This window comes from Bradyrhizobium sp. 61, assembly GCF_023073075.1.
Taxonomy (GTDB): domain Bacteria; phylum Pseudomonadota; class Alphaproteobacteria; order Rhizobiales; family Xanthobacteraceae; genus Bradyrhizobium; species Bradyrhizobium barranii.
On the sequence record NZ_JADPIU010000012.1, the window covers coordinates 1 to 1701 of the forward strand.

4 protein-coding genes are annotated in these 1701 nt (G+C 60.9%); 1 reads left to right on the forward strand and 3 read right to left on the reverse strand.

What is annotated here, in order from left to right; genetic code table 11:
- Positions 1-94 precede the first annotated feature (94 nt).
- The 3 genes from IVB46_RS06050 to IVB46_RS06060 form a co-directional block, all read right to left on the reverse strand.
- The gene (locus IVB46_RS06050; protein WP_247342299.1) at positions 95-481 is read right to left on the reverse strand and encodes a type II toxin-antitoxin system PemK/MazF family toxin; all 387 of its coding nucleotides are present in this window, start codon (positions 479-481) and stop codon (positions 95-97) included.
- Positions 435-677 (reverse strand): AbrB/MazE/SpoVT family DNA-binding domain-containing protein, encoded by a 243-nt coding sequence (locus tag IVB46_RS06055; protein ID WP_247342302.1) that lies wholly within the window; start codon positions 675-677, stop codon positions 435-437. The genes IVB46_RS06050 and IVB46_RS06055 overlap by 47 nt, the downstream gene beginning before the upstream one ends.
- A gap of 173 nt (positions 678-850) precedes the next feature.
- Entirely contained in the window at positions 851-1537 is a 687-nt protein-coding gene (locus IVB46_RS06060) for a hypothetical protein (RefSeq protein WP_247342305.1), read from the reverse strand.
- Here IVB46_RS06060 and IVB46_RS06065 point away from each other — a divergent pair.
- Positions 1536-1694, forward strand: coding sequence for a hypothetical protein (locus IVB46_RS06065; protein WP_247342307.1), 159 nt, complete (start codon positions 1536-1538; stop codon positions 1692-1694). The genes IVB46_RS06060 and IVB46_RS06065 overlap by 2 nt on opposite strands.
- Positions 1695-1701 lie beyond the last annotated feature (7 nt).

Genomic DNA, 1701 nt, shown 5'->3' on the forward strand with positions numbered 1-1701 from the left:
TGGCGGCCGTCTTGCTCCATTTCCAGAACGTCATGCGCGGGCCCTCAGTGTGGGCCCTTTTTGCGGCTGCCGCGTTAGCCGTTCGTAACGGGGGCTAGGATGGCAGAAGCGTTCGTAGCTTCGCCATGACATCCGCCAGCAATTCAGGCGGCGCTACAGACCCTGTGAACTCGCATTTCCGCTCGGTCCAACTGAGGCTCTTGATCTGATCGACGAGGATCACGCCTCCTCCCATGGGAAGGGCGGAGTCAACCAAGACTTCGTAGGGGTAGCCCTTAGCCTGATTGGTCATCGGACACAGGATGCACAGCCGGACGAGGCTATTGTATTTGCGCGGCGACAAAACGAGGGCCGGTCTGCGACCGGCCTGCTCGCGCCCAGCTTGAGGATCAAACTGCAGGCGAACGAAGTCGCCCACATCGGGACAATACGGTTCAACTGAACTCGTTGCCGACCGCAACAGCTGTCCCAACCTCGCCATGCAAGTTCTCTTCAGTGATTCCCGCCAGTAGCTCGTCTAACGTGTATACCGGCCCTTCGACGGGTGTCACAACCAGGGAACCGCCTTTTACCTGGATATCCGCACCTTTTCCGTCGAACACATGAAGATCCCTCGCGAATCCTGTCGGAATCCGCAAAGCAATGCTATTTCCCCACTTCGAGAAGCGCACGTTCATGATGGAACCCTCTCTGACCACTATCGGGGACCATTTTTGGACCCTCTTTTAGTATCTACAATGACGATACAGGTTTTTCGTTGCCTGACAATCGAGATATGTAGTCCAAAAAGGGAACGTCGCTAGATAGTGAACGGGGTATGATGCCGCGGCCACACCCCGGTGAACCATTTTCAGCCCCGCAGAGAGAAAGGCGCCACCTTGAACCCGTACAGGTTCGGCCGCGCCGGCAAGATGTTCTGCAATTGGGGCACCGCCGTGAGTGCGGCAAGGTTCGGCGCCGCCGACTGCCCAGCGCCGGTGATTTGGAAGCCTGACTGCGGCGCAGGCGATGCCGCCGCCGGCGTCGGAGTCGGAGTGGCGGCCTGCGGCGCCGCTGCCGCGCCCGGCCCCGCTATCGACATCGGCGCCGCCGAGCTCGCCCCGCCCATCTTCCGATCCGCCCAAGCGGCGAGGTCACCCGCGGACATCTTCGCGAGGAAGGGGTTGGCCTTCACCACCCCGGCGCCGAGGATGGAGCCGGCGGACGCCGACGGATCGGCGTTCAGGATGCCGACGGCGCCCTGCGGACCCGCAAAATGGGCGAGATATTGCGACCCAGGGGTGACGGGAAGCCCAGCTTTCGATAGAATCCCGGCATTGTCCCCGGCATAGGCCGCTGTCATCTCCCGCGAAAGGCTCGGATCGCTCTTGAGCGCCAGCAATTCATCTCGAGAGCCCGTGATGTCCGGCCGGTGCTTCGCCAGCATGGCGAGCCAGGTGCCGTCGATGAATTGCCCGACGCCAGAGGCTGACGAGTTCGGGTTAGACGTGTTTTTCCCGCCGCTTTCCACAGAAATGATTTGATCGATGAGGCCCATGTTCAAGCCGTCCCGGATGATTGATCTGCGGCCGAGCGAATGGCGCGGCAAAGCGCAGCCTGGAGAGCCGATTTTTGGTTCGGGTGCCCCTGATGCGCTTGCCTATGCAATTGGCTGGATCCTCGTTTCAGCGGTGATCTACTGGTTTCGTCACTGACGGCGGC